Origin of the sequence: Meiothermus sp. Pnk-1, assembly GCF_003226535.1 — a bacterium.
Taxonomy (GTDB): Bacteria; Deinococcota; Deinococci; order Deinococcales; family Thermaceae; genus Allomeiothermus.
This window is the reverse complement of sequence record NZ_QKOB01000018.1, coordinates 1-21093: the sequence shown is the minus strand read 5'-3', so window position 1 is coordinate 21093 and position 21093 is coordinate 1. Positions and strand designations below refer to the sequence as shown.

The window sequence follows — 21093 nt, the reverse complement described above, 5'->3', positions numbered from 1 at the left end:
CCATGGTTCCCATCAGGCCACCCCCCCGCTGCGCGGCGAAGGAGACGTCTCCCCGCTTTGCGGCGAAAGAAGCATCTCCTCAGGCTGGGTCTGGCGAACGAAAGCAGCACAAACCGCCTCCATCTCCTCCAAGAGTTTTTGGTCCCCTACCGCCTGGATGGGTAGGCACTGATCCATGGCCTCCTTGTACGGCGCGGGACGGTAGGAGAGGGGAGGGGAGACCGGGGCGATCCGGGCTGCCTCCTCCAGGAGTTGCTGGGCCTGGCGGTCCTGGTTGGTGCGGGGATCGTACTTGGTGGGCACCAACATGCGGACAAACTGGGTCTTGGGAGAGAGGAAGCGAACCGAGGCCAGCCTCTTCACGTAATCCCTGGCGATTTCGACGACCCCTCGCAAAGCCTGCATTCCCTTGGCGCTGGTCTCCACCGGAACGATCAGGCCGTGGCTGGCCAAGGCAGCCATGCCGGCCAGGGGACCCAGGGAGGGCGGGGAATCGATCAGGATGTAGTCATAGTGGGTGAACCACTCCATATCGTGCAGGGTAGTTCGCAGGGGGAGCATCCCCAGGGTTTTAGAGGGGATGATCACCTCCGCCAGGGCCAGGTTCATGTTGGCGGGGATCAGCTCGAGGCCGCCGATCAAGCCGGTGCGCGGTGCGGGCAGAAGCTGGTCGTTTTCCACCACCGTCAGCAGGGTCTCCTGGTTGCTTACCGAGGTGGGATCCACCCCCAACCAGGCGGTGAGGTTGGCTTGGGGATCGGCGTCAATGAGCAACACCCGGTAGCCACGGGTGGAGAGGGCAAAGCCCAAGTCGCGGGCTAAGCTGGTTTTGCCCGCGCCCCCGGCATGGGTAAAGAGGGTGAAGACCTGGGTGGTTTGGCTGCGCTTTTCCACCTCCACTGGAATGTACCAGTAGCGACCATGACGCACTGCTTCCCGCTGGCCTTGCTTGATCTGCCAGCGCAGGGTGCTCTCGGGGATGCCTTGTTGCGCGGCGTACTCGGTCAGGGGAACGAGTTTTTGTGGCATACGCCGATGCTACTTGGGGTTCGGCGCAAAATCAAGCGCGGCATCGAAAGTTTGTGCCGAACTCCCGCAAGCTACAGGGGTTGGGGCGGTGCTCCGGGCAGGCCACCCGCGGGCTTTCAAAGGTCATGGAGCGCGTTGCGCACCCAGAGGGCGCAGCTACCCGACTTCGGTTGCTAAGGGCAAGCGGCGTCAGGGGAGTTGACTTGAGGCTCTCGCCGCCCTATGCTATTTACTAAATGAACGTTCAGCAAGTAAAACCCGAACAAGGTGGCCAGGCCACAGCGCGCTCCAGGGACGCCGATCGCACCCGGGAAGCGATCCTGCAAGCCGCCTCCAGGCTCTTCGCCCGGCAGGGGTATGAGGCGACCACCATGGCGCAGATCGCCAGCGCCGCCGGGGTCTCCCGGGGTACCCCGAGCTACTTTTTCGGTTCCAAGGAGGGGCTTTGGAAAGCCGTCCTAGAGGCGTATAGCCGCGCCGCGATGGAGGTCGTACCGCGCGCCCTGGCCCGTCTGGCCGAGGTTTCCGGGGTGAGTGAACGTATCGCGGCCCTGGTGGATTCGTGCCTGGAATTCGCCGAGGAGAACCCCGACTTCTTCCGCCTGATCCAGTGGTCAGAGCTACAGGGCAACACCCTGATCGGCGAGGTGCAGGCTCACCAAGAGGCCATTGCACGGGCCCTCCGGGCCGTCGAAAGCGTGCTGCCGGGGAAGGCGGTAGGGGAGGATCCACGCCAGATGGTGATGAGCGTGATCGGGCTGTGCTACGCCCACCTGGTCTATCGCCAGACGCTAGGTACCCCGCTGGGCCTGGAGGTGCGCAGCCCCGAGTTCTTGGCCGCCCGGCGGGCTCACCTCAAGCGGGTTCTGATCGCCGCGCTCACCTAGCGCAGGGAAGGAGGAGCGATGGAAGCACACCTTACCCAAACCGACGTAGCGGTGGTAGGCGGAGGCATAGCGGGCCTGACGGCGGCTGTCTATCTCGCCCGAGCCGGAGCCAGGGTCGCCCTGTTCGAGAAAGCCTCCGAACTCGGGGGCCGGTCGGCCTCAACGGACAGCGGGGGATACCTTTTCAACCGGGGTATCCACGCCCTTTACACCGGGGGGGGCCGCCTCGCGGGTGCTCCGGGAGCTGGGGGTGGCGTACAGCGGGGACAGGCCCCAGGGGATTTTCGTGCTGGACCAGGGTCGGCTGCACCCTCTGCCGGCAGACCCCTTATCCTTGCTGAGCAGCCCACTACTCAGCCTCGCCGACAAGCTCGAGCTGCTCAGGGTGTTGGGCTCGCTCCCTAGGCTCGAGGCCCACCGCTGACGGACCGAGAGCGTGCGGGAGTGGATCGACCGCAGCGCCAAACGCCCTCGAGTGCGGCAGTTTTTGGCTTCGCAGGCTATTCCCCTGGTCTACACTGCGGCCTTGGATCTGGTCAGCGCCGAGGTGTTGATCGACAAGCTGCAACGCTTGCTGAAACACCCAGTGGTGTATATCGATGGCGGCTGGCAGAGCCTGGTCAACGGGCTGCGGCAAAAAGCCGTAGCGGCTGGGGCCACGGTGATGACCGGTACCCGCGTGGAGGCTATCGAGCACCGCAAAGACCGGGTGGAGGGTATCCGGCTGCGAAGCGGTGTCCGGGTGGGGGTCGGCGCGATCATCCTCGCCACCAGCCCTAAAGAAGCGGCTGAGCTGATGGAGGAAAGCGGTCTGCCGGAGCTCCGTGCGGTCACAGACGCCCTGCTACCCGCCCGGGCGGCCTCGCTGGCGCTGGCCCTCGAGCGCCTTCCCAACTCCCTGCACGCGGTCGTGCAAGACCTCACCCGTCCGCTATTCATGAGCGTGCAGTCGCTATTCTCCAGGGTCGCGCCGCCAGGTGGGGCGCTGGTTTACGCCTTCAAACCGCTGGACCCGCGCAGCCCGGGCGATCCTAAAGCCGACGAAGAAGAGCTCGAAAGCCTCTTGGATGCGGCCCAGCCGGGCTGGCGCGGGGTGACGCTCAAACGGCAGTACCTGCCCAGCATCGCAGCGATAGGGGCTCTACCCACCGCCCGAACGGGGGGCTTTTCAGGTCGGCCCGGCGTACGGGTAGCGGGACTAGAAAACCTCTTCTTGGCCGGAGACTGGGTAGGGCCGGAGGGCTTCCTGGCCGATGCTAGCTTCGCCAGCGCCCGCCAGGCCGCGCAGCTGGCCGCGCAAGCCGCCGAGAGCCGAAGGGTCGGGACCCGCTCGAGTACGTGACGTCCTCCCCCGAATTCATTCGGGGGCACCTTTAAGATGCAGGCGGGTTCGAGCCGCGCTTCGGTTCGCGGCACCCTGCACCGCATCAGCGCCATCCGCGACCGCTACCGCACCCTGGCCGGGCTGACCCGCGGGTGGTGGAGGGGGTGGCCGATGCGGTGATGCCCTTCGTGCGCCGGGCCGACGGGGTGTTGGTGATCGGCCCGCCGGGGGTGGGCAAGACCACCTTCCTGCGCGACGTGGTGCGCCAGCTGGCCGCGGACCTCGGCCCCAAGGTGGTGGTGGTCGACACCTCCAACGAGATCGGCGGGGAGGGGCTGGTCCCCCACCCGGTGCTAGGCGCGGCACGCCGGTTGCAGGTGCCCATGCCCGACTACGCGGCGGGGGAGACCTTCCCGGCCATGCTGGCGCGCACCTACCTCGAGGCCCTGGCCAACCACGGCCCGCAGGTCATCGTGGGGAACGAGGTGGGCTTCCCCGAGGACGTGGCGGTGGTGGAGGTGCTCCAGCACGCGGCGCGTTGGGCGCTGGGGGAGCCGGACGCGCTGGAGCGGGCCCTGCGGGCGTGGGAGGAGGTCGCGCCTGCGTGACCCTGAGCCTTGACCTTTGCCGCTTTTAAGGCGACACTTGTCACATGACCTTCGCGACCTACACCCCGCCCCCGCGCCACCGGCGGCACAACCACCCGGTGGCTGAGCTGCTGAGCCTGGAGGCCTCCAGCCTGACCGACCTCAGCGACCGCACCCGCCAGGGCTTTCCCCGCCGCTCCCTCGAGCGCATCGGCGAGATCCTGGGGCTCCCCCAGCGGCAGCTAGCCCTGCTGCTGGGGGTCAACGTGCGCACTTTGCAGCGCGCCGGGGCTACCCTATCCCCTGCCCTCAGCGACCACCTCTTCCGCATCGCCAACCTGCTTGACGCCGCCATCCGCTTCCACGGCAGTCGGGAGGCTGCCGTGCGTTGGCTCGACACGCCCAACCCCGCCCTGGGACAGGCCAAGCCCCTCGAGTGCGCACGGACTGAGGCCGGCAACCAGGCGGTGCTCGACCTGCTGGGCGGGCTCGAGCACGGCGTCGTCCAGTGATGGCCGCGCCGCTGGTGGTCTGGCGCGTCAGCGCCCTCAAGCACGCGGCCACGGCCTTCTCGGGGGAGGGGGCTGCGCTGCACCCTGGCCGCTGGAACGGCCGCGGGACCCGGGTGGTCTACACCAGCGAGAGCCTGGCAGTGGCCATGCTGGAGTGGCTCGCCTACGCCCTCAACTCCCGCCCTGGCGAGCCCTACGTTTACTTTGAAGTCCACCTACCCCCCGAATCCGTGCTCGAACTCCATCCCTCCTCCCTGCCCTCGGACTGGAACGCCCTTCCTCACCCGGCCTCCACCCAGGACTTGGGCGACGCCTGGGTCGAGGGCGGGGACTCGGCGGTGCTTCGTGTTCCGTCGGTGGTCGTCCCCCGGGCCTTCCACTACCTGCTCAACCCGGGGCACCCTGACTTCTCGCGCATCACCTGGTCGGACCCCCAGCCCTTGAGCTTCGACAGCCGCCTGGAGCGGCTCGTCGAGCAGGCTCGGCGACGCTTATAGAAAAAGGGGGCGTAGGGGTGTCAAGATAGGCCCGTCGATGGGAGGTACGGCGTCAACCAAAAGGGCGGGGTGGGCAAGACCACGGCCGCGGTCAACCTGGCGGCCTCGGCGGTGGGCTGGGTCATGCGGGCCCCGGAGAACAAGCCCTCGCTGGGTGGTGATCGACGGGCCGCCCGCGCTGGGATCTCCGCTGATGGAGGCGGCGCTGGTGGCTGCCGACCTGGCCATCATCCCGGTGACGCCGCATGGTCGAGGCCACCGCGGTGAGCGTGCGCCGGGCCATGCGGCGCAACCCCGGGCTGCTCTACGCGGTGCTGATCAACCGGGTGGTCACCGGCTCGGGCATGCCGCTGAAGGTGCGCGAGGCCATGACCCAGGAGCAGATCCCGGTCTTCGCCACCGAGTGGACCAGCTCCACCGCCTTCGTGGGGGCGGCCGAGCTGGGCGTGCCGGTGCAGTTCTACCGGGGCTGGAACTGGCGGGCGGCGGCCCGGGAGGTCGAGGCGCTCGCGTGAGCGCCAAGCCCAACCCCGACACCTCCAGCCTGCGCGAGGCCATGCAGCTGGCCCAGCGCAAGGCGGCCCTCGAGCCGGCCTCCCCTGCCGACCGGATGCCGCCGCTGGAGGCCATTCACCCCTCGCCCTTCCAGGCCCGGCGCTACTTCGATCCCGCCGTGCTGCTCACCTTCCCCGGTGCGCCCGACGCAGGAGGGGTTCGAGCTGGTGCACGGGGAGCGGCGGCTGCGCGCGGCGCGGCTGGCGCTAGCCGGTCGCCGCCTGCGTAAAACCGAAGACCTGGCGCCCCTACGCCCAAGTCACGGGCCAGGCCCGTACCTTGGGGAGGCCCAGAGGATACGAGGTGAACCACCCCGGGGATCTTGTCCAAGTAGATACCCTCCCCGTGAGCTTGGGCCCTGGGGAGACGATCCAGCCCTTCTCGGCCGTCGACCGGAAGTCCACACCAAAGCCACGGCCAACCTGGCGTGCTCACCCGGTTGCGCAAGCCCCCTTCCCCGTCAAAGCCATCTAGGTGGACGGCGGGAGCGAGTTCATGGCCGAGTTTGCTGCTTTCCCCCGGAGGGGGAAACACCGAGCGGAGACCTGCTGACGCCTGGGCGTGCGGCTCTTTGTGCTACCGCCCAGAAGCCCCAGGCTCAACGGGCACGTGGGTCACGCGTTAGCGTACCTTGTGCGGATGCAGCGGACCTTCAGGGAGGAGTTCTACACCCGCCCCTTGCCTGCCCAGCTTTCTGCGCTCCAGCGGGAGCTTGAGGCCTACCTGGACCACTACAACCGTGAGCGACCCCACCGGGCCGGCTCCCCTAGAGTTCCTGGCTATGAGGCAAGAGGAGTCGGTCCCCAGGGAGTCTCAGATGTGTTGACCGACTACAACATATTGACATTTATCAATGTGTTGTTCTAGGCTATGACTGTGAGCACGGTGCCCCCGGTAATCGAACTCGAGCCCACCCCCACCCCGGAAGCCAGCATCGAGGCGGCAGCCCAGGTCTTCAAAGCGCTCAGCGACCCAGCCCGGCTCAAGATCCTAGCCTATCTGGCCAGCCACGATACCGGGCCTTGCTGCGGCCCCAAGGGCGGGGTCTGCGCCTGCGACCTCGAGGCCGTCACCGGGCTCTCCCAGCCCACCGTCAGCCACCACATGAAGTGCCTGATCTCGGCCAGGCTGGTGATCGGGGAAAAGCGCGGCAAGTGGATGTATTACCGTATCGACCCCAAGGGTTTCGCCCTGCTGCGGGCTTTCTTGCCCCGCATCGGAGGGTGAATTTTTTTATCCAGACACATCGATAGATTTCGATGTTTCGATCTAAGGAGGAAGCGGATGAATGAGCAGGTGATGTGGGTCTTAGTCAGAGAGCGGCAACGGGAGCTGTGTGCGGAGGTCTGCCGCCTGCGCGGCGTACCGCGCCAGGGAAAGAGGCTCTGGGCAGTACTGCTGGGGAAGCTGCCTTTTGCAGGGTCTCGAGCCCAGTCCACCCCGGCTGGGGGTGCGTGTTGCGTTGAGGCTACGTGCTGCGTGGCCTGAGAAGGAGGATGATCGTAATGAACACCCAGGAGTTTCTGCAAAAGCTCGCCCAGCACCCCGACAAGGTCCTGGTCTTCGAGTACGACACCGGCCAGCGCGTAGCCCCCGGCTACCACGTCACCGAGATCATGAACGTTACTTACGAGAGCATGGACTGCGGCGGGCAGGCCAACGCCTGGCGCGAGACGGTAGTGCAGCTGATGGACCCCAGCCCCAAGGACAAGCCCGAGTTCATGCCGGTGAAGAAGTTCCTGAGCATCTACAACCGGGTGGCGGCCTCGGTGGCGGTAGAGGGCGAGGCGGAGGTGCGCTTCGAGTACGGCAACCCAGCCCGCCCCGCCATGCGCTACCACGTAGGGCGGCTCGAGGTAGAGGGCGAGAAGCTGGTAGTGCGCCTCACCCCGCCCGGCGTGACCTGCAAAGCTGCCGACTGGGCACGGGCAGCGGGCTGTTGTGGCCCAGCCGTGGAGACAAGCCAGGAACTCCCGGTGGCGGCTCGAGACTGCTGCTGCTGAGTATGGGGTACAACACTTCCATGCTCCCCCACGCAGCCCCCAGGTGCTTCTACGGCTGGAGGATCGTCTGGGCGCTGGCCCTGACCACGACCATTTCCTACGGCATCCTCTACTACGGCTTCGGCGTGCTGGTCAAGCCGATGGAGGCCGAACTGGGCTGGAGCCGGACCCAGACCTCGGGGGCCTACTCGCTGGGGCTGTTGGTCTCGGGGCTGATGGCGATCCCGGTGGGCTACTGGGTGGACCATCGGGGAGCGCGGAGCCTCTTGCTGCTGGGCTCGCTCTTGGGCAGCCTGATGCTGCTGGCCTGGTCGCAGGTGCACAGCCTGGGCGCCCTCTATGGGGTGTGGGTGGGGATGGGCCTGGCCATGGCCATGGTGCTCTACGAGGTGGCCTTCACGGTGGTTGCGGTGTGGTTTCGCCGCTGGCGCCATCGGGCCACCTTCGTCATCACCATGGTGGCCGGGCTGGCCAGCACCGTCTTCGTGCCGCTGGAAACGCTGCTGGTTGAAAACCTGGGCTGGCGTAGTGCCCTGGTGGTCCTGGCCCTGATCTTCGGGCTATTCACCCTGCCCCTGCACGCCGTCGTGCGCCGCCGCCCCCAGGATCTGGGTCAGTGGCCCGACGGCGAAAGCGACCCCGGAGTAAAGCTTCCCGAAGCCAGCGTGAGCGCCCGGGCCGCTTTCGCAGGTGCCACCTTCTGGTGGCTGGCCACCGCCTTTACCCTCTTAAGGCTGACCACTGCCGCCATTGGAGCGCACGGGGTGCCGCTCTTGCTCGAGCGCGGCTACAGCCCAGCCTTCACGGCGGCGGCGGTAGGCTCGATCGGGCTGGTACAGCTCCTGGGGCGAGCCTTCTTCCTGCCCGGCAGCCAGCGCTGGTCGCTCTACGGTGCCACGCTGGGCGTGATGCTCTGCCAGGCCTTGGGCTCGCTGGCCCTGCTGCTGGTCCCCGGCGAGCTGGGGGTGTGGGCTTTCGTGCTGCTTTACGGCATGAGCAACGGCGCGGGCACCCTGGCCAGGGCCGGGCTCGTCGCCGAGCTCTACGGCTCCGAGAGCTACGGGCGCATCAACGGGGGCATCAGCCTGGTGGTCTCGCTCACCCAGGGCCTGGGACCTATCGGCGCAGGGCTGCTGCACGGAGTTGCAGGCAGCTACGACGCGGTGCTGGGGGTTCTGGTCGCCGCTTCGTTGCTGGCGGCCTTGTGCGTACGGAAGGTTCGACCAACCGGGCAACCTGGCCCGCGAGGCGCTGGTCCAGGGTTTGGCCCCCCTGCCCATCGTCCTTAGCGCCCTGGAGATCCCCCGGGCCACCTGGTACTACTACCAGAAGCAGAAGGTGGCGGCGGACCGGAAGCGGGAGGAGGAAGACCTCCGCCTCAAGAGGGCCATCGAAGAGATCTTGCTGGAGCACCCCGAGTACGGCTACCGCCGGGTCACCCAGGAACTCCACAGGAAGGGCATCCCGGTGAACCACAAACGGGTCCACCGCCTGTTGCAGGACTTCCACCTCTCCCTGAGGCGCACCGCCCGGAGACCCAAGCCCAACCCCCTGCTGCAGATTGTGCTTCTGGCCGGGGACAGGGCAGACCTGAGGGCCCTCCTTCTCAGGCAGAGGGAACCGGAGCCTTTTGAACTCCTGTACACCGACTTCACCTTGCTGCCCTACCGGGGAGGGAAGGCCTGGTTCGTGCCCATCCTGGACCACAGGACGCGGACGGTGGTGGCCTTTGGTCTGGGGCCGTCCCCTTCGGCGGAGCTGGCCTTAGGGGTTTGGGAACGGGCCAAGGCGTGGATTCAGGAGGTGACGGGGGAGCTCCCTAAGGCCCTGGTGCACCACGACCAGGGGGGTCCTTTTCTGAGCCACGACTGGGTGGGGACGCTTCTTCTCTGGGACGGGCAGCGGCTTTCCTACAGCCTTAGGGGGGCGAAGGGCAATCCGATGGTGGAGAGCTTTTTTGCCCGGTTCAAGGGGGAGGGGCGGGACCAGTTTTTGGAGGCCAAAAGCCTTGGAGAGCTAAAGGAGGTGGTGGCTGCTTCCCCGATAGGGAAACACCAAGAGGAGCGCCTACGCTACTACCACGGGAGCCGGTTGCACTCGGGGCTGGGCTACCGGACGCCGAGGGAGGTGATGGAGGAGGCGCTGGGGAAAGACCTTGAGGACATCACACGGGAGGCAGGGTAAAGGTGTCTAAGTTTAGGGAGCTGGATCACGGCAGGTCGGATGGGCTGAATGAACTGTCGTCTGCCTGGCGGGTCGTCCACGTTCCGGTCAATGCGGCATCCGAAGCGGGAGCCGAACAGGCGGTCGCCGAAGCGGTGGACCGGTTTGGCAAGCTGGACATCCTTGTGAACAATATCGGCGCGATCGACCCGTCGAGGGGAGCCGGCTTTACGGCGCTGACGGACAGCGAATGGCGCGAAATGCTTGAAGTGAACCTGATGAGCGTGGTTCGCGTGACACGCGCGGCGCTGCCTCATCTTTGCAAGAACGGCGGCAGTGTCGTCAATGTATCCACCATGAATGCGATCATGCCGAACCCGTATCTGATCGCCTACAGCGCCGCGAAAGCCGCGGTGACGAATCTAACGAAAAACCTCGCCGAAGCCTACGCTTCGCAGGGCGCGCGCTTCAACACCGTGTCGCCGGGACCGACGAGAACCGACATGTGGGTGGGGAGGCTGCCCGAAGGCGAGGAAGCCATGCGCGCGTTCGCTAGGGAGCGCGGCATCTCGCTTGGTCGCTTCGCCGAGCCGCACGAAATCGCGCATCTGATCGTCTTCCTGGCCTCCGACCATGCCGCGATGATTACCGGCTCGGACTATATCATCGACGGCGGCCTCGTCAAGACGATCCACTAATGCGGAGAATGACCACGCAGCGCACACGGTTGAAAAACATGCAGTTTTGAACAAAAGTCCTGTTGTTTGAAATCCAAGAGCATTGATTATCATAGATAAAAATGATGCTATGCCAAGATATCTAGCTTTTCTCCGGGGTGTAAGCCCCATGAACCTAAAGATGGCCGACCTGAAGCGATGCATGGAATCTGCCGGCTTTACGGAGGTAAAAACCATTCTTTCCAGCGGCAACGTGGCTTTCAATGCCTCTGTCCGTAATGAGGCAGCCATTGCAAAAGAAATTGAAGCACAACTTCAGCAGCAGATGGGTCGCGGTTTTCCGGTTACGGTACGGTCGGTGGAGCATTTGCAAAACTTGCTTGCTTCAGATCCGTTCGGCAAGCACAAGGTTCGTGCAGGCGCCAAACGGGTCGTGACGTTTTTGTGGAAGCCGGCAGATGCAAAACTGAAATTGCCCATAGAATATGAAGGTGCCACCATTCACGAAGTGCAGGGACTGGAAGCATTTACCAGTTATGTTCCTCACCCCAAGGGACCCGTATTCATGAGTTTATTGGAAAAGACCTTTGGCAAAGAACAGACCACCCGCACGTGGGAGACAGTCAAAAGGTGTGTTGTTGCGTAAGACAAAGGCAAAACAACAAGTCCCAATCTGGCGCGCCTTTGTAACGCGGCTTAAGACGGGTTAGCTGGCACAGATCCCATAGTCTCATGGAGAAATCATGAAAACGCTCATTACCGAATTCATCAGCCTCGACGGGGTCATTCAAGCGCCCAATCCGACGCCGGAGGACACGGCAAGCGGCTTCGCCCACGGCGGCTGGATGGGAAAGTACTTCGACCCCGAGGTCATGGGTGGGACGTTCGGCGAGCTCGCGGCGCAGAGCGATGCGCTCTTGCAGGGACGCCGCACGTACCTCGTCTCCGCTGCGGCGTGGCCGGGCCAGTCCGGATTCGCCTTCGCCGACTGGATCAACCGCGTGCAAAAGTACGTGGTCTCCGACACGCTCACCGAGGCAGACATCACCTGGCACCCTACGACGATCATCCGCGGCAAGGACTTTCTGCAGACCGTGGCCGACCTGCGGGCGCAGCCGGGCGGATACATTTACGTCTACGGCAGCCCCACGATGGTGCAGTCGCTCCTGGCTGCCGATCTGGTGGACGAGCTGGTGCTCACGGTCGTGCCCCTGGTCATCGGCAGCGGCAAGAAGCTCTTTCCGGCCATGGCCGAGCCGCTGCCGTTTGAGCTCATTTCCGCCAAACAGGCGAGCACCGGCGCGCAGGTGTGTCGCTACCGCCGGGCAGGGTAGGCGGGATGCGTGCTCAAAGCTCGAGCAGGTACAGGTTGACCTGCCCGCCCCGGTCAGAGGCGTAGAGGATGCGTTTCCCATCCCAACTGAAGGTGGGGTGGCAGTGGCTGGCCTGGGTGTACCAGGAGGTGCCGTGTTCACACAACACCTCCAGGCTCGCCTTCTCCCCAGAGATATCGATGAGTACCAAGCAATCCGCGTCGTCACCGACCAGCAAGGTGTTGGAGGGGTTGGCGTGGTAGTGGTTGCAGTAATAGGGCATCGCTATTTGGCGTACCAACTGTCCATCGCGGTCTACGAGGCCCACATAGGGGCGGAAGTCGCTCGGAGTAGACTCCCTCACCACCGCCTGGGTTTTGCCCGAGGTGATGGTGCCGTCATGACCAGGCCCGCGGTTATCGAAGAAGATGAGTCCATCGTGGGTCCAGAACTCGTGGCCCACCGAGTCCGGTTCATCCTGGCGGAAGATAGGCCGGACCCGCCGGGCTACTAGATCGAGCAGCCAGATGCGTTGGGTGACCAGGTTCCAGGGACCCTCGTGGCAGAACATGGCCAGGGTAGGATCGTCGGGAGAGAACTGGAAGTGCCCCAGCCAGTGGGTGTCGCAGTAGGCGTCGAACCAGCCCGAGCCGTCGGTGCGGGCTAGGGTGATGCGCCCGTCTTTAATCTGGTAGAAGCTTTCCTTGAAGCCCCCGTAGTTGACGTTGGTGTTGACGGCCTGCACCCGCTCGTTGCGGGCGAAGCCCACGTAGCGGCGGTTGGGGCTGATCGAGGGGGAGTAGAGGTTGTAGCCCCCGTCGTCCTCGTAAAGCACGCGGATTTTCCCGGTACGGGTATCCAGGAGCTTGACCTTCCCTGCGGTGAGGTAGACCACGAGCTCGCTGTCGGGGGTCTTGGTAACGCTGCCGACGGGATAATCCTCGTCGGTAAGCTGGGTGATTTCGCCGGTGTGGTAGTTGAGGCGGAAGAGGTTGTAATGGGGGTTTTCGTGCGGAGCACGCTGGTGTTTAGAAGCCCGGTCGGAGCGGAAGATGATCTCGGGACGGGTGAGGTCGAAGGAGTTCTCGGTGAAGTAGAGATGCACGTTGTTGCCCCGGTCGGTGAGCTGGGTGATGAGCCGGCCGGTTCGGGGATCGCGAAACTGACGCATCTGGTCTCCTTACTCCGGGCTGGCGGTAGGGCCACCTAGCAAATCCTCGCGCAGGGGAGAGAAGATGTCCAGCAACTCCCCTGCCTCCAACGCCTGAGTGCCGTGCTCGAGGCCACCGGGAATGCACAAGAGATCACCGGCAGCAACCTCGAGCACCTCCTCCCCTACCTGGAAGCGAAAGCGTCCGCTCAGGACCTGGGTCAGTTGCTCGTGCGGGTGCGCGTGTAGAGCGCCGACTGCGCCTTTGGCGAAGCGAACCCGCACCGCCATCATACGTTTACCTAAGGCCACCAGGCGACGCTCGACACCTGGCCCAACCGTTTCCCATTCACCGTTGAACTGCATGCAAACCCCTCAGTTGACGCTTTGTGTGTCCAGTGGCCAGGGTTTAGGGGGTATGGCCCCCCTGTAGGCCAGCTTGGCCGCGGCCAGGCGGTTGGCCCGGGCGGCGGCTTCAAAAGGTGGGGTTTCCTGCAAGAGGTTGTGCAGGAAGACCCCATTCCAGGCATCCCCCGCCCCGGTGGTGTCGCGGACATGCCGGGGTAAAGCCGGAGGAACGTGCAGGAACTGGCCCGCCCAACCCAGCCAGGCCCCTTCAGAGCCGACTTTGAGCCCAACCTTTGGAACATGATGACTCAGAGCCTGTAGGGCTGCGAGAGGGTCGAGGCACTCCGTGTCCAACAACGCCATGTCGGCGGGGAAGCTCGGCAGAAGCACGTCCACGTAAGGCACAAGTTCCAGGAAAGCTTGTCGAGCGGCTTCCAGCCCGCCGCGCTTATCCCACAAGGCCGGGCGGTAGTTGGGATCATAGGCCACTAAGACCCCGCTCGAGCGGGCCAGCTCGGCGGCTCGGAGCGCAGTGGCCTGGGCCGAGGGCGAGAGAGCCTGGGTAATTCCCGAAAGCAGTAGCATGGCGGCCGAAGCCAGGTACTCGGGCTCGAGGTCCTCGGGGGTAATCCGAGAGGCGGCACTGCCCCAGCGTCGGTAGGTGAACTCACGTTCGCCTTGCTCCGTCAGGCTGATGAAGTAGACCCCGTTTTCGCCCTCGACCAGGGGAGCACAGCAAGTGTCGATGCCCTCCGCCTGCCAGGCCGCTAGCAATCCGGATCCGAAAGGGTCGTTGCCCACCCGGGTGACAAATCCGGCACGTGAGCCCAACCGGGAAGCGGCTACCAGGGCGTTGAGCACGTCTCCGCCGAAGGAGCGGGTAAAGCGGCGGGCTTGGGCCAAAGGCTCTTCGGCGAAGAACTCCACCATGCACTCGCCCAGGCCGATCAGATCCAGCTTCTTCATGCCACACCCGCCTCCTCCAGTGCCCGGCGGGTGGCGACCTCCACACCCTCCCAGTCGCCGCCCTCGAGCGCGGCCCTGGGGAAGAGGTTCGAGCCCAGGCCCACCGCCAGCACTCCGGCTTGGAGATAGGCCGGGACTTCACCGGGCTTAATCCCCCCAGTGGCCAGGATCTGGAGGTCGGGGAAAGGCCCCAGCAGGTCCTTGAGGTAGGGGATTCCCCCGCTCGAGCCCGCGGGAAAAACCTTGATCACCTCGGCCCCCAGGCTCCTAGCCCGCGCGATCTCGGTGGGAGTGAGCACGCCCGGCACGTAGGGTACCCGTGCTTCGCGCGCCAGTTCCAGCAACTCTTCACCCAGATGGGGGCTGACCAGGAACTGCGCGCCCGCCTCGAGCGCAGCCCGCCCCTGCGCTGCGTTCGTCACCGTGCCCACACCCAGCAGCACCCCCTTGGGCAGTTGTTCGCGCAGGTCGTGCAAGGCCTCGAGCGCCCCCGGCGTGGTGAAGGTGAGCTCGATGGCCCGCAGGCCCCCTCGCACCGCCGCCAGGGCGGCTTCCACCGCGGCCTGGGCCGACGGGGCCCGCAGCACCCCCACCACCCGTACCCGAGCCAGCTCGTGACGAAAACCCTGAACCTCCATCTTCCTCCTCAGCGGGCCATCCACCCCCCGTCCACCACCAGGATGTGGCCGTTGACGTAGTCGGAAGCTGGCGAGGCCAGGAAGACCGCCGCGCCTACCAGGTCCGAAGGCTCGCCCCAGCGGCCAGCGGGAATGCGCTCGAGGATCTGCCTCGAGCGCTCGGGGTCGGCCCGCAGGGCTGCGGTGTTGTCGGTGGCGATATAGCCCGGCGCAATGGCGTTGACGTTGACCCCTTTGGCCGCCCACTCGTTGGCCAGAGCCTTGGTAAGGCCCGCCACGGCGTGCTTGGAGGCGGTGTACGAGGGTACCCGGATGCCTCCTTGAAAGGACAAGAGCGAGGCGATGTTGATGATCTTGCCCCTTCCACGCTCCAGCATCCCCCGGCCTACGGTCTGCGACATACGCCACACCGCGTTGAGGTTTAGCTCGATCACGTCTTGCCAGTCGGTATCGCTAAAGTACTCGGCCCACTCCCGCCGGATGATGCCGGCGTTGTTGACCAGGATGCCGATGGGCCCCAGCGCAGCCTCGACCTCGGCGACCACCCACGCCGCCGACTCCGGCTTCATCAAGTCTGCACGCACGGCGTGAAAACGTCGCCCGGCAGCCTCCACCGCCTGCTGAGTCTGGTGGGCGTCGGCCGTAGGGGTGACGATGGCCACGTCGGCCCCAGCCTGGGCCAGGCCGATGGCGATGGCCTGCCCGATGCCTACCGCCCCGCCAGTGACCAGGGCCACCTGACCTTGGATCGAAAACATCTCCACCCTCAATCCTCCTCTGCTATGCCCGATGGCCACGTTGTGCCCTAAACCATCCCTACCGTCTTCTGCACCCAGGCCAGGTCGGGGTCGAAGCGCACCCCCTGCCGCCGCCCGTCACCGGCCAGGAACCACAGGTAGTAGCCCGTGTAGCCGGGAGCGCTGGCGTAGGTGTGGTAGCCGTGGGGGATGGAGAGCAGGGTTTCATCCTTCACCACGTAGGTCTGGTCGTAGCCGCGCTCGGGGCTGTAGTGGCGGGTGAGTCCCCAGCCCTCCGGGGAAGAGATGCGGAAGTAGTACATCTCCTCGTGGAAGACCTCGCCCCCCTGTGCGACTTCGTGCTTGTGCGGGGGATAGGTGCTCCAGTTGCCGCTGGGGGTGAGGGTTTCGCCCACGATCAGGCGGCTGGCCGGGCGTCCGTCGGGCTCGACCAGGATCTCGCGGAAGTGGCGGGTAAAGTTCAGGGTTCCCCACTTTCCGGTGTTGACCTGCTCCGGACGAATCTCGTAGGGCTCGGTCTCGAGGTCGCTGGGAGCTGAAGGCAGGGCGGCTTCGAAACGGGTATGGGCCCGCACCGTGTAGGACTGGCCCTTGGGCAGGTAGACGCTGTGGGGGTTGCCCGCGAATACGTTGGGCCTTCCCCCCACCCGCGCGAACACCCGCCCCCCCACCTCGACCTCGGCCAGGCCGGAAAGGGCTACCAGCAGCACTTCGCGCCCGCCGGTATGGCCGGTGTAGCTCTGGCCGGCCTCGAGGTTGAGCTTGGCGAAAGCCAGAAGCTTGCAGGCCTCGTCGGCTAGGACCTGGAGGCCCGGACCTTGGGGGATGGTGTGAAAGTATCGCATCAGGCACCTCGGCTTCACTTCAGGTATCCGCTTTCCCGCAACGCCTTCTCGGCTGCCGCCTCGTACTGCTCGAAACGGACATTGCGCAGGCCACTCAGGAATTGGTTCCAGCTCGAGTCGTTGATGGGCCGCTGACCCAGGACGAACTGCACCAGGTTCTCCGAGACGTAACGCTCGAGGTCAGCTTGGTTGGGGGCCGCCTTGACGATGAGATCGCCGGTGCGGTCAATCCAGTTGCCCTGGCGCTGGGCCTGGGCCATAAGCTGGTACATCACGTATTTGCGCCCGCCGACGCTGATCTCGGGGTAGCGGCCCCGCATCTCCAGGGGGTTACCGTTGAAGGCCAACCAGCGCATCTGGGTGTAGCTCCCGCGCACGCTGATGGGGATCTGGGTGTTGACGGTAGGCACGTTGTTGGGCAGGGTGTAGTCGGTCTTGTAGCGGCCCCAGCCCAGCAGGAAGTAGCCCTCACCGCTATGGGCCCACTCGAGGAAGCGGGCGATGGCCGCTCCCTTACCAGCGTCCATAGCCCGCTTGGAGACCACATACAGCCACCCCGCCGAGGAGTAGGTGCCCATGGAGCTCTTGCCCTCGGGGCCCTTAGGCGGCGGCAGCAGGAGCAGTTCGGCGTTGGGGTTGTTGGCATGGAAGTTCTGCAAACCCGCCTGCAGGCCGCCTACACTCTCGAAAAACATCCCGTAACGGCCCTGTTGCCAGCGGGTGCGCAGGTCGGCCCGGCGCATGGTGGCCCAGTCCGGGTCGATGACCTTGGCCTCGACAAGCCGCCGGATGTACTCGGTGGCCTTGCGGAAATTGGCTTCGCGCACGTTGGCGGCAAAGGCCTTGGGGTTATAGTTCCAGGTACCCGCTACGCCGTAAGCGCCGTAGACCCACTGGAAGTGGTTGCCCAGGCCCAGGCCCGGCAGGATGCCGGCGGTATCGAAGTCAATCACCCCGCCAAAGCCGTAGGTGTCGTTGCGTCCGTTGCCGTCAGGGTCGCGCTCGGTGAAAGCCTTGGCCACCTCGAAGAACTCCTCGAGGGTGGCGGGGGGTTTGAGTCCCAACTTGTCGAGCCAATCCTTGCGTACCCAGATGCCGTACTGGCGGCTCAGGGTTACGGGTTCCAAAAAGCCGTAGATCTGGCCGTTGCTGGTGACCAGCAGGTTACGCTTGGCGTCGCCGTAGCGATCGGCGGCGCGTTTGGGCATCAAGGGGAAGAGGCTATTCACCGGGGCGAGCTGGCCCTGCTGCACCAGGCGGTCGAAGAGGGCCAGGCTGCGCACCTCGAAGAGGTCGGGCAGGTCGTTGGCCGCCGCCAGCGCCCCCAGGCGGTTGTCGCCGTCGGCCCCGGTGGGCAGCATGGTGAACTTGAGGTTGATGCCCAGCTTATCCCGCACGGTGCGGTAGACCTCCCAGTTGGCCGGGGGGGCGGGCGCTTCGGGGTTGGCCGCATACAGGGCCACACTAAGGTCGGTGAGGTTGGCCTGGGCCTGTACCAGGCCGCTGCAAGCTATCAAGGAAAGCAAGATCCTAAAACCAATGCGCATCGCTACCTCCTATTCCTTCACGCTGCCCAGGAGCACGCCCTTGGTGAAATAGCGCTGGATCCATGGGTACACCAAGAGCATGGGCAGCGTGATCAGGACCACAGCCGCCATCTTCAAAGCTTCCGCCGGAGCAGCCTGAGCCGCTCCACCCTCGACGTACTCCGCTACGTTGAGGCCGGTAAGGATGTCACGCAGCACCACCGGTAGGGGCATGAGGTTACGGTCGGAGAGAAAGAGGATAGGCTCGAAGAAGTTGTTCCAGTTGGCCACGCCATAAAACAGCCCGATGGTCAGGAGGATGGGCCGAGATAAAGGCAACACCACGTGCCGCAGGATCTGCCAGTCGTTGGCCCCGTCGATGCGGGCAGCCTCCTCGAGGCTCTCCGGCAGGCTCTGAAAGAAGCTTTTCATCACCAGCAGGTTGTAGACGCTCACCGCTCCGTTGAGCAGTACCGCCCAGTAGCTGTTGAGCAACCCCAGATCCTTGACCACCAAGAACGTGGGGATCAACCCGGCATTGAACAAGAAGGTGAAGAGGATCAGGCCCACGATGAAGCCCCTACCGGGCAAATCCCGCCGGGAAAGTGGATAGGCGGCCATGACGGTGAGCGTCAGGCTGATGGCCACTCCGCCAAAGGTCAGCAAGATGCTGTTGAGAGCAGCTCGCCAGATGGTCGGTTGAAAGATGAGTTGGGCATAGGCCGCAAAGGACCATTCCCACGGCGGCAGGAACAGGCTGGGGCTTTTGCCAAAAGGCAGCAGCGAGACCATCGCCACGTACCACATGGGTATCAGGGTCACTGCCAGCACCCCGATCAAGAACGCGTCGATTCCCCATTCGAACAAACGGTCGCTGCGAGAGATCGCTCTTTTCACAGCTTCCTCCTAGTACAACCCGCTGCCTACGAAGCGCCGCGCCAAGCGGTTGGCCACAACAATCAGCACCAGACCGATGACCCCCTTGAACAGACCCACCGCCGTGGCCAAGCTGAACTGGAAATTCTGGATGCCCTGTCGGTAGACCCAGGTGTCGATGATGTCCCCCACGCTATAGACGGGCAGTGAATACAGCACAAAGATCTGCTGAAACCCCGCGTCGAGGATGCTGCCGATTTTCAGCAACACCACCAGCACCAGCACGTCCATCATCCCGGGAAGGGAGATATGGCGCACCTGCTGCCAGCGTGAGGCTCCGTCGATGGCCGCAGCCTCGTAGAGGGCAGGGTTGATGGAGAGCAGGGCGGCCAGGAACAAAATCGCGCTCCACCCCGTCTCCTTCCAAACCTCCGAGAGCACCACCACCGGCTGGAAGGTGGCGGTAGAGGTGAGGAAGGGCACCGGCTCGAGCCCCAGCGCCCGCAGCCCGCTGTTGACGAGCCCCTCGCTGGGCGAGAGCATGGCCAGCAAGATGCCGTAGACGATGACCCACGATAGAAAGTGCGGTAGGTAACTCACGGTCTGTACCACCCGCGCGAGAAAACGGCGGCCGGTCTCGTGCAGGGCGATGGCCAAGAGGATCGCGGGGGGGATGCCCAGCGCGATCTTGGCCAGGCTGATGACGAGGGTATTGGCCAGGAGCTGGCCGAAATAGTAGGAGCGGAAGAACTCGAGGAAGTGTTGCAGCCCCACCCACGGGCTACCCCACACCCCTAGGGTGGGCTGGAAGTCGCGGAAGGCGATCTGGGCGTTCCACAGCGGCCAGTAGCGGAAAATAAGAAAATACAGTAGGCCGGGCAGAAGCATGAGGTAGAGGATTCGGTGGCGCCAAACCAAGCGGGCCAGGCGCTTTAAGCCCGGGCGTTGTGGAGGGGCGGGGTTGCTGGGGTAGGCAGGATTCATCGGCTTTTCCTCCGGTTATTCGGCGCTGGGGGAGGGGCGCTCGAGCCCCGAACCACCAGCTCGCTGGGGAACTCTATGAGCACGTCTTGCAGTTTTTCCCCAGCCATCGCCCGGGCGATGAGCTCCACAGCGGCCTGGGCCATTGCTGGAATGGGGTGGGCCACGGTGGTCAGGCTGGGGTGAGAATGGGCAGCGGCAGGGATATTGTCGAAGCCGACTACCGAGAGGCCTTCGGGCACTTGCAGCCCACGGGAGCGCGCCGCGGTAATGACCCCAAAAGCGGTGAGGTCGCTGGCCGCGAAGATGGCTGTGGGGGGGTCCTCGAGGCTTAAGAGTTCATGCCCCGCCTCCACCCCTCGCTGCTGGGTAAAGTCCCCAGGCCGCACCAACCGCTCGTCCCATAGCCCGGCGGCCATCATGCACTCCCGGTAGGCCCGTAGGCGCTCGGCAGCCTGGCTGGAGTGAGCCGCTCCCGTAACGAAGCCGATACGCCGGTGGCCCAGGTTCATCAGGTGCCGCACAGCGGCCAAAGAGCCCTCAAAGCTATCGGCACGCACCACCGGGAGGTGGGTGGGGGGGCCGAAGTGGTTGACCAGCACTACTGGGGCACGGCTGCGCTCGAGGGTAGCCAAAAAGCCCGCCGCTCCAATGGGAACCACAAACACCAGCCCATCGGCCAGCCCCCCTAGCAGGGTGCCCACCCGTTCGCGCTCGCGCTCCGGGTCACGCGAGGTGGTGAAGACGGCCAGATCGTAGCCCATCTGGCTGGCCGCATCTGCCGCAGCCCGTGCCACCTCGGCAAAGTAGGGGCTCACCAGTTCAGGTATGACCATCCCCAGGATCTGGGTGGGGCGCCCCCGCAAGCTGCGAGCGGCGGTGTTGGCTACGTAGCCGAGTTGGCTGGCTGCCTGGAGAACCCGCGCCCGGGTCGCCTCGGAGATGCGCCCTTTGTTGTTGAGCACCTTGGACACCGTGATCATGGAGACACCGGCGAGGCGGGCGACGTGAGCCAGGGTAACCTTTTCGTCAGACATAATGATGTTTCGTCCTTATGCGATTAACTTTTTGAGTTAACGTTAACTCAAACGCTAACACCCAAGCTATACCTTGTCAACCCCCACCCGGGTAGTTCGATCGACGGAGCGAACTCCGTTACCTGGCAGTAAGCCCGGGCGTACAGGACCGCCAGCGCGAAGAGCAGATCGGTGAGCAGCAGATACAACAGCCCCACGCCGAGCAGGCTCACCACAGGTGCGAACAGGAAGAGGGGGCTGGCTCCTCGAGGTCTGCACCAGAGCTTGAGGAGGTGTTTGTAGTCGTAGAGGAGATCGTCCTCTTAGAGGCTCTGCGTTTCCCGGAGTTCCTTTGGTAGTCTGAAGTTGCGCGAACCCCAAGCAAGCACCAAAACCCAGGGGGGTTCGCGCAAGCCGAGAAATCGGCTAGGGGACATTGAAA

The 21093-nt window shown here is 64.7% G+C and carries 28 protein-coding genes and 1 pseudogene; 18 read left to right on the top strand and 11 right to left on the bottom strand.

Going from position 1 to position 21093, the window contains the following annotated elements; all coding sequences use genetic code 11:
• Nucleotides 1-12: 12 nt before the first annotated feature.
• Entirely contained in the window at nt 13-1029 is a 1017-nt protein-coding gene (locus DNA98_RS15770) for a ParA family protein (RefSeq protein WP_110532356.1), read from the bottom strand.
• 236 nt (nt 1030-1265) lie between these two features.
• Here DNA98_RS15770 and DNA98_RS18370 point away from each other — a divergent pair, with 236 nt between their 5' ends.
• The 18 genes and pseudogenes from DNA98_RS18370 (at nt 1266) to DNA98_RS15685 (ending at nt 11568) form a co-directional block, all read left to right on the top strand.
• Complete coding sequence (locus DNA98_RS18370) at nt 1266-1916, top strand: TetR/AcrR family transcriptional regulator (protein ID WP_110532355.1); 651 nt, start codon at nt 1266-1268, stop codon at nt 1914-1916.
• 18 nt (nt 1917-1934) lie between these two features.
• A pseudogene (locus DNA98_RS18240) lies at nt 1935-2120 on the top strand (FAD-dependent oxidoreductase); the annotation flags it as partial.
• Between the two features lie 28 nt (nt 2121-2148).
• Nucleotides 2149-2340: a hypothetical protein gene (locus DNA98_RS18235; protein ID WP_233493266.1), complete on the top strand. Its 192-nt coding sequence runs from the start codon at nt 2149-2151 to the stop codon at nt 2338-2340.
• A 12-nt stretch (nt 2341-2352) separates the two neighbouring features.
• Complete coding sequence (locus DNA98_RS15755; RefSeq protein ID WP_110532353.1) at nt 2353-3258, top strand: FAD-dependent oxidoreductase; 906 nt, start codon at nt 2353-2355, stop codon at nt 3256-3258.
• A 36-nt stretch (nt 3259-3294) separates the two neighbouring features.
• Entirely contained in the window at nt 3295-3420 is a 126-nt protein-coding gene (locus tag DNA98_RS18365) for a hypothetical protein (protein WP_255418291.1), read from the top strand.
• Nucleotides 3405-3848 (top strand): AAA family ATPase, encoded by a 444-nt coding sequence (locus DNA98_RS15750; protein ID WP_129865657.1) that lies wholly within the window; start codon nt 3405-3407, stop codon nt 3846-3848. Before DNA98_RS18365 ends, DNA98_RS15750 begins: the two co-directional genes overlap by 16 nt.
• A gap of 44 nt (nt 3849-3892) precedes the next feature.
• Complete coding sequence (locus DNA98_RS15745; RefSeq protein ID WP_110532351.1) at nt 3893-4339, top strand: antitoxin Xre/MbcA/ParS toxin-binding domain-containing protein; 447 nt, start codon at nt 3893-3895, stop codon at nt 4337-4339.
• Nucleotides 4339-4836 carry an RES family NAD+ phosphorylase gene (locus tag DNA98_RS15740; protein WP_110532350.1) on the top strand — a complete coding sequence of 166 codons (498 nt, stop codon included), beginning with the start codon at nt 4339-4341 and terminating at the stop codon, nt 4834-4836. Before DNA98_RS15745 ends, DNA98_RS15740 begins: the two co-directional genes overlap by 1 nt.
• A 245-nt stretch (nt 4837-5081) precedes the next feature.
• Entirely contained in the window at nt 5082-5351 is a 270-nt protein-coding gene (locus DNA98_RS15735; protein ID WP_110532349.1) for a hypothetical protein, read from the top strand.
• A complete protein-coding gene (locus tag DNA98_RS15730) occupies nt 5348-5620 on the top strand; it encodes a hypothetical protein (RefSeq protein WP_110532348.1) in 273 nt (90 codons plus the stop codon). Before DNA98_RS15735 ends, DNA98_RS15730 begins: the two co-directional genes overlap by 4 nt.
• A gap of 332 nt (nt 5621-5952) precedes the next feature.
• A complete protein-coding gene (locus DNA98_RS18555) occupies nt 5953-6258 on the top strand; it encodes an integrase core domain-containing protein (RefSeq protein ID WP_370444454.1) in 306 nt (101 codons plus the stop codon).
• Between the two features lie 9 nt (nt 6259-6267).
• Complete coding sequence (locus tag DNA98_RS15720; RefSeq protein ID WP_233493255.1) at nt 6268-6618, top strand: helix-turn-helix transcriptional regulator; 351 nt, start codon at nt 6268-6270, stop codon at nt 6616-6618.
• A gap of 269 nt (nt 6619-6887) precedes the next feature.
• Nucleotides 6888-7394, top strand: a complete 507-nt coding sequence (locus tag DNA98_RS15710) for a DUF6428 family protein (RefSeq protein WP_233493254.1) — start codon at nt 6888-6890, stop codon at nt 7392-7394.
• A 20-nt stretch (nt 7395-7414) separates the two neighbouring features.
• Nucleotides 7415-8683, top strand: coding sequence for an MFS transporter (locus DNA98_RS15705; RefSeq protein ID WP_110532429.1), 1269 nt, complete (start codon nt 7415-7417; stop codon nt 8681-8683).
• Nucleotides 8658-9578, top strand: a complete 921-nt coding sequence (locus DNA98_RS15700; protein ID WP_158531665.1) for an IS3 family transposase — start codon at nt 8658-8660, stop codon at nt 9576-9578. Before DNA98_RS15705 ends, DNA98_RS15700 begins: the two co-directional genes overlap by 26 nt.
• Nucleotides 9579-9580: 2 nt before the next feature.
• On the top strand, nt 9581-10255 hold the full coding sequence (locus tag DNA98_RS15695) for an SDR family NAD(P)-dependent oxidoreductase (RefSeq protein WP_110532343.1): 675 nt from the start codon (nt 9581-9583) through the stop codon (nt 10253-10255).
• A gap of 109 nt (nt 10256-10364) precedes the next feature.
• Entirely contained in the window at nt 10365-10880 is a 516-nt protein-coding gene (locus DNA98_RS15690; RefSeq protein WP_110532342.1) for a DUF1697 domain-containing protein, read from the top strand.
• 97 nt (nt 10881-10977) lie between these two features.
• Entirely contained in the window at nt 10978-11568 is a 591-nt protein-coding gene (locus tag DNA98_RS15685) for a dihydrofolate reductase family protein (RefSeq protein WP_110532341.1), read from the top strand.
• A 13-nt stretch (nt 11569-11581) separates the two neighbouring features.
• Here DNA98_RS15685 and DNA98_RS15680 read toward each other — a convergent pair whose 3' ends face one another.
• The 10 genes from DNA98_RS15680 to DNA98_RS15635 are packed head-to-tail and all read right to left on the bottom strand — an operon-like array spanning nt 11582 to nt 20672.
• The gene (locus DNA98_RS15680; protein WP_110532340.1) at nt 11582-12718 is read right to left on the bottom strand and encodes an oligogalacturonate lyase family protein; all 1137 of its coding nucleotides are present in this window, start codon (nt 12716-12718) and stop codon (nt 11582-11584) included.
• Nucleotides 12719-12727: 9 nt separating this feature from the next.
• Entirely contained in the window at nt 12728-13063 is a 336-nt protein-coding gene (locus DNA98_RS15675; protein WP_110532339.1) for a cupin domain-containing protein, read from the bottom strand.
• A 9-nt stretch (nt 13064-13072) separates the two neighbouring features.
• Entirely contained in the window at nt 13073-14011 is a 939-nt protein-coding gene (locus DNA98_RS15670) for a sugar kinase (protein WP_110532338.1), read from the bottom strand.
• Complete coding sequence (locus tag DNA98_RS15665; protein WP_110532337.1) at nt 14008-14649, bottom strand: bifunctional 4-hydroxy-2-oxoglutarate aldolase/2-dehydro-3-deoxy-phosphogluconate aldolase; 642 nt, start codon at nt 14647-14649, stop codon at nt 14008-14010. The genes DNA98_RS15670 and DNA98_RS15665 overlap by 4 nt, the downstream gene beginning before the upstream one ends.
• Before the next feature lie 8 nt (nt 14650-14657).
• Entirely contained in the window at nt 14658-15407 is a 750-nt protein-coding gene (kduD, locus tag DNA98_RS15660) for a 2-dehydro-3-deoxy-D-gluconate 5-dehydrogenase KduD (RefSeq protein ID WP_110532336.1), read from the bottom strand.
• A gap of 47 nt (nt 15408-15454) precedes the next feature.
• A complete protein-coding gene (iolB, locus tag DNA98_RS15655; RefSeq protein ID WP_110532335.1) occupies nt 15455-16252 on the bottom strand; it encodes a 5-deoxy-glucuronate isomerase in 798 nt (265 codons plus the stop codon).
• 14 nt (nt 16253-16266) lie between these two features.
• Nucleotides 16267-17799 carry an extracellular solute-binding protein gene (locus tag DNA98_RS15650; RefSeq protein WP_110532334.1) on the bottom strand — a complete coding sequence of 511 codons (1533 nt, stop codon included), beginning with the start codon at nt 17797-17799 and terminating at the stop codon, nt 16267-16269.
• A gap of 9 nt (nt 17800-17808) precedes the next feature.
• Complete coding sequence (locus tag DNA98_RS15645) at nt 17809-18675, bottom strand: carbohydrate ABC transporter permease (protein WP_110532333.1); 867 nt, start codon at nt 18673-18675, stop codon at nt 17809-17811.
• A 9-nt stretch (nt 18676-18684) separates the two neighbouring features.
• Nucleotides 18685-19638: a sugar ABC transporter permease gene (locus DNA98_RS15640; protein WP_233493252.1), complete on the bottom strand. Its 954-nt coding sequence runs from the start codon at nt 19636-19638 to the stop codon at nt 18685-18687.
• A complete protein-coding gene (locus tag DNA98_RS15635; RefSeq protein WP_110532332.1) occupies nt 19635-20672 on the bottom strand; it encodes a LacI family DNA-binding transcriptional regulator in 1038 nt (345 codons plus the stop codon). Before DNA98_RS15635 ends, DNA98_RS15640 begins: the two co-directional genes overlap by 4 nt.
• Nucleotides 20673-21093: the final 421 nt, after the last annotated feature.

What these genes read in the sequence shown, in the direction of transcription:
- DNA98_RS15770 (WP_110532356.1), bottom strand. Translation starts at nt 1,029, where the DNA reads ATGCCACAAAAACTCGTTCCCCTGACCGAGTACGCCGCGCAACAAGGC.
- DNA98_RS18370 (WP_110532355.1), top strand. Translation starts at nt 1,266, where the DNA reads ATGAACGTTCAGCAAGTAAAACCCGAACAAGGTGGCCAGGCCACAGCG.
- DNA98_RS18365 (WP_255418291.1), top strand. Translation starts at nt 3,295, where the DNA reads ATGCAGGCGGGTTCGAGCCGCGCTTCGGTTCGCGGCACCCTGCACCGC.
- DNA98_RS15745 (WP_110532351.1), top strand. Translation starts at nt 3,893, where the DNA reads ATGACCTTCGCGACCTACACCCCGCCCCCGCGCCACCGGCGGCACAAC.
- DNA98_RS15740 (WP_110532350.1), top strand. Translation starts at nt 4,339, where the DNA reads ATGGCCGCGCCGCTGGTGGTCTGGCGCGTCAGCGCCCTCAAGCACGCG.
- DNA98_RS15735 (WP_110532349.1), top strand. Translation starts at nt 5,082, where the DNA reads ATGGTCGAGGCCACCGCGGTGAGCGTGCGCCGGGCCATGCGGCGCAAC.
- DNA98_RS15710 (WP_233493254.1), top strand. Translation starts at nt 6,888, where the DNA reads ATGATCGTAATGAACACCCAGGAGTTTCTGCAAAAGCTCGCCCAGCAC.
- DNA98_RS15705 (WP_110532429.1), top strand. Translation starts at nt 7,415, where the DNA reads ATGCTCCCCCACGCAGCCCCCAGGTGCTTCTACGGCTGGAGGATCGTC.
- DNA98_RS15690 (WP_110532342.1), top strand. Translation starts at nt 10,365, where the DNA reads ATGCCAAGATATCTAGCTTTTCTCCGGGGTGTAAGCCCCATGAACCTA.
- DNA98_RS15685 (WP_110532341.1), top strand. Translation starts at nt 10,978, where the DNA reads ATGAAAACGCTCATTACCGAATTCATCAGCCTCGACGGGGTCATTCAA.
- DNA98_RS15680 (WP_110532340.1), bottom strand. Translation starts at nt 12,718, where the DNA reads ATGCGTCAGTTTCGCGATCCCCGAACCGGCCGGCTCATCACCCAGCTC.
- DNA98_RS15675 (WP_110532339.1), bottom strand. Translation starts at nt 13,063, where the DNA reads ATGCAGTTCAACGGTGAATGGGAAACGGTTGGGCCAGGTGTCGAGCGT.
- DNA98_RS15670 (WP_110532338.1), bottom strand. Translation starts at nt 14,011, where the DNA reads ATGAAGAAGCTGGATCTGATCGGCCTGGGCGAGTGCATGGTGGAGTTC.
- DNA98_RS15665 (WP_110532337.1), bottom strand. Translation starts at nt 14,649, where the DNA reads ATGGAGGTTCAGGGTTTTCGTCACGAGCTGGCTCGGGTACGGGTGGTG.
- kduD (WP_110532336.1), bottom strand. Translation starts at nt 15,407, where the DNA reads ATGTTTTCGATCCAAGGTCAGGTGGCCCTGGTCACTGGCGGGGCGGTA.
- iolB (WP_110532335.1), bottom strand. Translation starts at nt 16,252, where the DNA reads ATGCGATACTTTCACACCATCCCCCAAGGTCCGGGCCTCCAGGTCCTA.
- DNA98_RS15650 (WP_110532334.1), bottom strand. Translation starts at nt 17,799, where the DNA reads ATGCGCATTGGTTTTAGGATCTTGCTTTCCTTGATAGCTTGCAGCGGC.
- DNA98_RS15640 (WP_233493252.1), bottom strand. Translation starts at nt 19,638, where the DNA reads ATGAATCCTGCCTACCCCAGCAACCCCGCCCCTCCACAACGCCCGGGC.
- DNA98_RS15635 (WP_110532332.1), bottom strand. Translation starts at nt 20,672, where the DNA reads ATGTCTGACGAAAAGGTTACCCTGGCTCACGTCGCCCGCCTCGCCGGT.